Here is an 8,619-nt window from a genome sequence, read left to right as displayed (position 1 = left end):
GTGATGGCGGCCATCTCGTCGATGGTCAGCGTTTCCGGCGCTTTGCCCAGCCGTAAAAACTGGCTCATAGCGCTGCCGCCGAAGATGTCCCCGGCGCCGGTGGTGTCGATGACATGCAGTCCCGTGGGGGAGGACACCTCGCCGCAGCCATTCGCGTTGGCAAAATGGCAGCCCTTGGGGCCGAGCGTTGCATAGACAAGGCGTACGCCGTACTCGTCCAGCAATTTCTGGGCGCCGGCCTCGGGGGTCAGCCCCCACAGGAAGTCGATCTCCTCGTCGCTGATCTTGACGATGTCGGCCTGCCGCAAGCCCCATTCCATCTGGAGCTTGGCGTCCTCCTCGCTGGGCCAGAGGGGTTTGCGCAGGTTGGGGTCAAAGCTGATGAGCTTACCGTGCTCTTTGGCATAGGCCACCGCCGCCTGCGTGGCTTCCCGGGCGGGTTCCCCGGTCAGACTCAAAGTTCCGAAGTGGAACACCTTGCAGTCGTCCAGCAGGGTGTAGTTGACCTCTTCGGTACGCAGGCAGGTGTCGGCGCCGGGTTTGCGGGCAAAGCTGAAGGACCGGTTGCCGGTGGCATCCAGCGTGACAAAAGCCAGCGTGGTAAACACCGCCGGGTCGGTCACGATGCCCTCGGTGCCGATGCCCAGCCCTTGCAGGGTGCCCACCAGCAGATGGCCGAAGGCGTCGTCCCCCACCTTGCCGATGAGGGCTGTGGAGCAGCCATAGCTTTGCAGCGCCGCCAAAAAGTTGCCCGGTGCGCCGCCCGGCTGGGCTTTCAGGGTGGGATAGCCCGCCTCGTCGGCGGAAACGGGGGCAAAGTCGATGAGCAGTTCGCCCAATGCAACAACATCTTTCATAACAAACCTCCCGAAATGGTGTTCAAGAATACGGGTCCGGCGCCGTGCCGCCCGTGGTAGTTTTTCGTTCTTTTGTATTATATCATAAAACCTTTGATACCGCATGGGTTTTCGTTGTTTTTTTCACATACTTTTTTTGTCCATTTTTTTCAAGTTTTGCTTGCATTCCGGGCAAAATCATGGTATAGTTTCTGGTTGAAAAGGGAGTAGTTGTAAGCTGCACCGTCAACATCCCGATTCCCGAAGAGGAATCTGGCGGAGCACGCCCCGAACGTGGTAACAAGACTTTTCGGCCGGGAATAGGAAGATCCAGCGGCCGGGGGGTCTTTTTTCTTTTCCCATTTCGAGTAGACCCGGTTTATTTTTTACAATAGAGAAGGCGAGGAAGTACCTATGCAAAAACCCTATTTCAACCTATCCCCCAAAGAGGCGCTGCAAGCGCTGGGGGTAACCTCCGGCGGCCTAAACAGTCAGGAGGCTGCCCAGCGGTTGGAGCAATACGGCCCCAACAAGCTGGCGGAAGGCGAAAAGAAAAGCTGGCTGTCGGTCTTTGCCGAGCAGTTCAAGGACCTGTTGGTAGCCATCCTGATCGTAGCGGCGGTCATCTCGATGTTCTCCGGCAATCTGGAGAGCACGCTGGTCATCTTTGCGGTGTTGATCCTCAACGCCGTGCTGGGCACCGTACAGTATTTTAAAGCCGAAAAGTCGCTGGAAAGCCTGAAAGCTATGAGCGCGCCCTCGGCCAAGGTGCTGCGGGACGGCCAGCGGATGGAAGTGCCCGGGGATCAGGTGGTGCCCGGCGACATCGTTGAGCTGGAAGCCGGCGACCTGATCGTGGCGGACGGCCGTATTCTGAACAGTTGGTCGCTGAAGGTCAACGAAAGCTCGCTGACCGGCGAGTCCGAAGCGGTGGAAAAGAGCCGCGAAGCCATCGAGGGGACCGAGGTGGCACTGGGCGACCAGAAGAACATGGCGTTTTCCGGTTCGTTGGTGACCTACGGCCGGGCCACCATGGTGGTGACCGGCACCGGTATGGACACCCAGTTGGGCCGCATTGCCAGCCTGATGAACCAGACCCAGCAGCGCAAAACTCCGCTGCAGAAGAATTTGGATGACTTTTCCGGCAAGCTGGCGGTGGTCATCATGGTCATCTGCGCCGTGGTGTTCCTGCTGTCGGTGTTCCGCAACGGCATGGGCGTGTTGGATTCCCTGATGTTCGCCGTGGCGCTGGCGGTGGCAGCCATCCCCGAAGCGCTGAGTTCCATCGTGACCATCGTGCTGGCCATGGGCACCCAGAAAATGGCCCGGCAAAATGCTATTATTAAAGAACTGAAGGCGGTGGAAAGCCTTGGCTCGGTGCAGGTCATCTGCTCTGACAAGACCGGCACCCTGACCCAAAACCGCATGACGGTGCAGAACATCTGGGCGGACAGCACCCTGACCCCCGGCACCGATCTGGAGCTTGCCAACGAGGCCCAGCGCACCCTGCTGAAAATCGCCGTGCTGGACAGCGACGCCACCATGAATGCCGAAAGCGGCGCCGGTGTGGGTGACCCCACCGAAGTCGCACTGGTCCAGTTGGGCAACTACTTCTATGTGGATGCTCCGGTCTACCGCAGCCAGCACCCCCGCTTGGCGGAGCTGGCCTTTGACTCGGACCGCAAGCTGATGAGCACCCTGCACAACACCGACGACGGCCCCATGCTCTACACCAAGGGCGCCATCGACGTGCTGCTGGACCGTTCCACCCATCTGCTGACCGCCGACGGCCCCGTGCCTATGACGCCGGAGCGCCGCGCCGAGATTGAGCAGGTAAACCGGGAATTGTCTGAAAACGGCCTGCGGGTACTGGCCTTTGCCCAACGCCCCATGGCACAAGCCCGGCTGCTGACGCTGGAAGATGAACAGGACTACACCTTTGTGGGCCTGATTTCCATGATCGACCCGCCCCGTCCCGAGAGCGTCAAGGCAGTAGCACAGGCCAAGAAGGCGGGCATCCGCACCGTCATGATCACCGGCGACCACAAGGTGACCGCCACCGCCATTGCCAAACAGATCGGCATTTTTGAAGAAGGCGATCTGGCAGTGGACGGCGTGGAGTTGGAAGGAATGTCCGACGCCGAGCTGGACGAAAAGCTACCCCACATCGCGGTGTACGCCCGTGTATCGCCGGAGCATAAGATCCGCATTGTCACCGCGTGGCAGCGCCGTGGCTGCATCACCGCCATGACCGGCGACGGCGTCAACGACGCCCCCGCCCTGAAGAAAGCGGACGTAGGCGTGGCCATGGGCATCACCGGCACCGAGGTCAGCAAGGATGCCGCCGCCATGATCCTGGCCGACGACAACTTTGCCACCATCGTCAAGGCCGTGCTCAACGGCCGCAGCGTTTATGCCAACATCCGCAATGCCATCCAGTTCTTGTTGTCCGGCAACATGGGCGCCATTCTGGCCGTCATCTACGCCTCGCTGGTGGGGCTTAGCGTGCCCTTCCAGCCGGTGCATCTGCTCTTCATCAACCTGCTCACCGACAGCCTGCCTGCCATTGCGCTGGGCATGGAACCGGCGCGCCCCGGTCTGATGGACCAAAAGCCCCGTGACCCCAACGCGTCGATGATGGACAAACCCATGCTGAGCCATGTGTTCGGTCAGGGTCTGATGATCGGCATCGTTTCGATGATTGCCTTCTATATCGGCCAGCACGATGGCTTCCGCCCCCCTGACGCTGGCCCGCCTGTTCCACGGCTTCAACTGCCGGGGCACCGAGTCCATCTTCCGGTTGGGCCTGTCCGGCAACCCCTATTCCCTGATGGCCTTTGGCACCGGCGTGCTGCTGTTGGCCTTTGTCCTGTTTGTGCCCGCGTTGGAAGGCTTGTTCCTTGTAACGCCCATCAACCAGTTCCAGTTTGGCTGCATCGTGGGGTTGGCCTTCCTGCCCACCCTGCTGATCCAGCTTTCCCGCGTGGTACGGGGACGCTAAGGGTTCTGAACGTTCGCCATTGCAAAGGGCGGCACCGTTGGTGCCGCCCTTTTTTTTATTCAATGTAGAATTTTTTTACAACTTTTTGGGGAAAACGTCACTTGCAAGGCCCTCTCTTTCCCGTGTAGACTGGTAGTATACGATGGCTCGTGCCGTCTTCCCTGTCGCGGCACAATCCAAGGTCATCAGGAGGAGTACCATGAAACACGGAATTGCTGTATTGTTGTCCACCCTGTGGCTGACCGCCCTGCTGAGCGGCTGCGGACAAGCTCCGGCCAGCACGTCGAAAACCACCGATCCGGCCTCCACCCCGGAATCCACGGCGACGGAAGCCACCCCCACGCCGGAACCGGCCACCCCGACCCCGGATCCCACCGAGGAACCGCCGGCAGAATATGTACCGGGGGAACGCACCGATACCAGCTACACCAGCACGGTGTTGGGCTTGCAGTTTACCCTGCCCCAAGACATATGGTCATGGCCAGTGATGACGAGATCAATCAGTTGATGCAGGCCGGCGTGGATATGATGTACGAAGACCCCGAGACCGGCGAGATGGTCATTGACTATACCCAGCTCACCACCGTATACGAGATGGTCGCCGTCAATATAAGCGACGGCAACAACATCATCGTCATGAGCGAAAAGCTGCCGCTGTCCGGCATAACCGAGGAGCAGTACATTACCGCCATGGAACAGCAGATGGCCCAGACCACCATGGCAGTGGACTTTGGCGAACCGAGCACCACCACGGTGGGCGACACCGAGTTCACCGCGCTGGATTACAACGTAGAGGCCAACGGCACCCAGACCTTGCAGAGCATGCTGCTGAAAAAGGTGGGCGACCGGATGTATGCCATCACCCTGTCCTACTATGCCCCCGAAGCCCGGGATACCCTGCTGGGCTGCTTCTCTGCCCTGTCGGCGGTGTGATGCGCCGAGGGCTGTGGCGGGCAGCACCACGCCCCTGCTGCTTTGGGTCGGGTGACAGCGTGCCTTGACCCCTTTATACAGTCAGGACCCCCGGCTAAGCCGGGGGCTTGTGTAAGCCCTAGAAGGGCATAATACGGACAACGCCCCTCAAGGGGCCACGAATGGGTCGGCCAACTGCATTGCTGACTCATGGCGGCCCCTTAAAGGGCTATTTTTATGCATTGGAATTCTTGCTACCCGTAAACGGGTCCACAAATTCCCTCAAACTCATTTGATCCGCTATTTGATCTTCCTCCAGTTGGTGCTTGATGTACTCTTGTATTTGCTTCTTGTTTCTTCCCACTGTATCAACGTAATATCCCCTAGCCCAGAAATGTCGATCTCCATATTTGTACTTCAAATTTGCGTGTCTGTCAAAAATCATCAGACTACTTTTCCCTTTGAGATACCCCATGATTTGTGATACACTATACTTCGGAGGGATACTCAGCAACATATGGATGTGATCCGAACAAGCCTGTGCTTCTATGATTTCCACACCTTTTTGTTCACACAGCTTTCTTAAAATTTGCCCAATATCTTGTTTGATTTGACCATATATTGCCATCCGACGGTATTTTGGCGCAAACACTATATGATATTGGCATCTCCATGTTGTGTGTTGTAGCGTTTCGATATCCTTCTCTTTCATGTTAAAAGACCTCCTGGTTATATTGTTGCAGTTGGCCGACCGCAACTTTATTCTACCAGAAGGTCTTTTTCACTATATAATCTCTTTACACTCCCCGGCATAGCCGGGGGTTGTCCTTACGCTTCTTCTAACAACTCTGATTATCTCCAAAAAGCCCGGAAATACGGGCATTTCACGGGATATAAGAACTGAATTTACTACCGATTTACTACTTTCGGATTGAGCTTTGACACGCTTCTTCCTTCCGTGAAGCCCACCGCCCAAATAGTGACACATCGAAAATTGAACACGACACCGCAGACAGCGGCGTTCTCTTTTCCCCTTTGGGGAGATCAGGACGCCGCTTTTTTGCGCCCAAAACCAGAAAGGAGGCGACCGCCTATGTACTTTACTTCCGGCAGCGACCGGGCCTTTGAACAGCTCATGCAGACGAGGCCGGGCGCAGATCATTTTGACAGCGGCGAGGCCGGAGCGCCGGAGGACTGCGGCACCTGCCGTTTCTACCGCCCGCACTGGAAGTACCAGTTTTGTGTGTATGAGGAATGTCCCTACCAGCCGGGCAAGCGCACCGCCCTTGACGGCGCGGTGAAATTTCAAGTGAAAGGAGTGGACGACGAGATGGCAGTTTTTCGAGTGGAGAAAAACCGGGGCTACACGGTGATGTCCAACCACCACCTGCGGAACAAGGACTTGTCCCTGAAAGCCAAGGGCCTGCTATCGCAAATGCTGTCCTTGCCGGAGGATTGGGACTTTACGCTGAAAGGCTTGTCCCTTATCAACCGGGAGCAGATCGACGCAATCCGGGCGGCGGTTAAGGAGCTGGAACAGGCGGGCTATATCGTGCGTTCCCGTGAGCGTGACAGCCAAGGCCGCCTGCGCGGGGCGGATTACATCATTTACGAACAGCCCCAGCCTGTGCCGGATTTACCTACATTGGAAAATCCAACATTGGATAATCCAACGCAGGAAAACCCTACGCAGGAAAAACCAACGCAATTAAATAAAGATAGATCAAGTAAAGAGAAATCAATTACGGATGGATCAAATACCGATTCCATTCCTATCCTTTCCCCTCCCTCTCCTTTGGGGGACGAAGCGGCTGTGCCGCCGGAACGGAAAGGAACGGGAGCGAAATCACAGAGCGCCGTAGAGATTTATCGGGAGATCATCAAGGACAACATCGAGTATGAACACCTTTGCCAGTACGCCAAGGGGATTGACCGGGATATGCTGGACGAGATCGTGGACTTGCTGGTAGAAACCGTATGCAGCGCCCGAAAGACTATCCGCATTGCCGGGGACGATTACCCCGCCGAGCTGGTGAAATCCAAGCTGATGAAGCTGAACAGCTCTCACATTGAGTTTGTCTTTGACTGTATCAGCAAAAACACCACGGAAATACGGAACATCAAAAAATACCTGCTGGCGGTTCTGTTCAACGCCCCAAGCACCATCAACGGCTATTACACGGCGCTGGTGGCCCACGACATGAACACAGGCAAAATCTGAAAGGAGGCCGACCCTATGAAACAGGGTGCTTTGATTTTTGACGAGCAGACAGACCGCTACGACATCCGCTTTGACCTTGCGGACTATTACGGCGGCCTGCACTGCGGAGAAACTTTTGATGTGATGGTAGGCGGCAGATGGAGGCCGACCCGCATTGAAATGGCCGAGAACTGGTATCTGGTGGGAATCCATGCCGACGACCTCTCCGGCCTGCGGGTGCGGATTTAAGCCATCCGCCTGCCTGCTGACTTTCCAAAGGGGGGATAGCAGTTGCAGGAAGAAGTAGACCAGAAAACCATAGCGTTAGCGGTTAAGACGGGCAAGCTCACCGCCCAAGTGCTGCAAGCGGCCATCCGAAAATATCTGGCCGCCCGGCAGAAAGGGACGGGCAAGACCCGTCACGGACAGCAGAGCTTACGGCAGCTCAAAAAGGACGGTTCCGCCCTGTCCAACATTGAGATCACCGACGCCAACATTGGCCTGTTTAAGCCCTGCGCCAAGAAATACGACATTGATTTTACCCTGCGGAAAGACCGCACCACCCATCCGCCCCGGTATATCGTGATCTTCAAATCCAAGCAGGCGGACAATCTGGAACAGGCGTTTAAGGAGTTTACGGCCAAGAAGCTCCAACAGCAGGAACGCCCCTCCATCCGAAAAACCCTTGCCGTCCTGAAAGAAAAGGCAGCGGCCAGAAGCAGCCAGCAGGCCAAGGAGAAAATCAAGGAAAGGGGGCTGTCACGATGAAGCCGGAAATGAAAAAACTGATAATTGCCAACCTGCCCTACCTGCTGTTTGTTTACCTGTTCGGCAAGCTGGGACAAACCTACCGGCTGGCGGCTGGGGCGGACTTGTCGGAAAAGCTGCTGCACCTTGCGGACGGCTTTTCCCTTGCCTTTGAAAGCGCCGCCCCCAGCTTCCACCTGTTCGATCTGGCGGTGGGCGTGGCCGGTGCGGTGGCACTGCGGCTGATGGTGTACTGCAAGAGCAAGAACGCCAAGAAATATCGCCGGGGTGTCGAGTACGGCAGCGCCCGTTGGGGAGGCCCCAAAGATATAGCCCCGTACATCGACCCGGTGTTTGACAACAACATCCTCCTGACCCAGACGGAACGCCTCACCATGAACAACCGGCCCAAAGACCCCAAGACCGCCCGGAACAAAAATGTGCTGGTGATCGGCGGTTCCGGCAGCGGCAAGACCCGGTTCTTTGTGAAGCCTAACCTCATGCAGTGCGTGTCCAAAGACTATCCGACCTCATTCGTGATTACTGACCCGAAAGGAAGTCTGATTGGCGAGGTGGGCCAGCTCCTTGTGCGGTGCGGCTACCGGGTAAAAGTGCTGAATACCATTAACTTTTCCAAGAGTATGCGCTACAACCCGTTTCGCTACATCCATTCGGAAAAGGACATTTTGAAGCTGGTAAACACGCTGATCTGCAACACCAAGGGCGAGGGCGAAAAAAGCGCCGAGGATTTTTGGATCAAATCGGAACGCCTGCTGTATTCGGCCCTCATTGGCTATATCTGGTACGAAGCGCCGGACGATGAAATGAATTTCACCACGCTGCTTGAAATGATAAATGCCAGTGAAGCCCGCGAGGACGACCCGGAATTTCAGTCCCCCGTTGACCTCATGTTTGAACGGTTG

Annotated in this window: 8 protein-coding genes and 1 pseudogene; 7 read left to right on the top strand and 2 right to left on the bottom strand. The window is 56.7% G+C overall.

Annotated features, from left to right (window positions below; translation table 11 throughout):
• On the bottom strand, positions 1–857 hold an 857-nt coding region (locus Q0526_RS10370), incomplete at its 3' end, for a carbohydrate kinase (RefSeq protein ID WP_298733233.1).
• A 393-nt stretch (positions 858–1,250) separates the two neighbouring features.
• Between Q0526_RS10370 and Q0526_RS10365 the strand changes: the two are divergent.
• The 3 genes and pseudogenes from Q0526_RS10365 (at position 1,251) to Q0526_RS10355 (ending at position 4,770) form a co-directional block, all read left to right on the top strand.
• A pseudogene (locus tag Q0526_RS10365) lies at positions 1,251–3,837 on the top strand (cation-translocating P-type ATPase).
• A gap of 199 nt (positions 3,838–4,036) precedes the next feature.
• A complete protein-coding gene (locus tag Q0526_RS10360) occupies positions 4,037–4,345 on the top strand; it encodes a hypothetical protein (RefSeq protein WP_298733231.1) in 309 nt (102 codons plus the stop codon).
• Positions 4,315–4,770 (top strand): hypothetical protein, encoded by a 456-nt coding sequence (locus Q0526_RS10355; protein ID WP_298733229.1) that lies wholly within the window; start codon positions 4,315–4,317, stop codon positions 4,768–4,770. The genes Q0526_RS10360 and Q0526_RS10355 overlap by 31 nt, the downstream gene beginning before the upstream one ends.
• 214 nt (positions 4,771–4,984) lie before the next feature.
• Here the strand turns inward: Q0526_RS10355 and tnpA are convergent, their stop codons facing one another.
• Entirely contained in the window at positions 4,985–5,461 is a 477-nt protein-coding gene (tnpA, locus tag Q0526_RS10350) for an IS200/IS605 family transposase (RefSeq protein WP_298733227.1), read from the bottom strand.
• Positions 5,462–5,842: 381 nt separating this feature from the next.
• Between tnpA and Q0526_RS10345 the strand changes: the two genes are divergently transcribed.
• The 4 genes from Q0526_RS10345 to Q0526_RS10330 all read left to right on the top strand — a co-directional run.
• Positions 5,843–6,970 (top strand): DUF6017 domain-containing protein, encoded by a 1,128-nt coding sequence (locus Q0526_RS10345; RefSeq protein ID WP_298733225.1) that lies wholly within the window; start codon positions 5,843–5,845, stop codon positions 6,968–6,970.
• 15 nt (positions 6,971–6,985) lie between these two features.
• Positions 6,986–7,198 carry a DUF5348 domain-containing protein gene (locus Q0526_RS10340; protein WP_003819042.1) on the top strand — a complete coding sequence of 71 codons (213 nt, stop codon included), beginning with the start codon at positions 6,986–6,988 and terminating at the stop codon, positions 7,196–7,198.
• Between the two features lie 42 nt (positions 7,199–7,240).
• Positions 7,241–7,717, top strand: a complete 477-nt coding sequence (locus tag Q0526_RS10335; protein ID WP_154464427.1) for a PcfB family protein — start codon at positions 7,241–7,243, stop codon at positions 7,715–7,717.
• A partial coding sequence (locus tag Q0526_RS10330; protein ID WP_298733213.1) for a type IV secretory system conjugative DNA transfer family protein occupies positions 7,714–8,619 on the top strand: 906 nt, incomplete at its 3' end. The genes Q0526_RS10335 and Q0526_RS10330, both read left to right, overlap by 4 nt.

It is taken from the genome of uncultured Subdoligranulum sp., from assembly GCF_937890665.1.
This window is presented reverse-complemented; position numbering and strand designations above follow the sequence as displayed.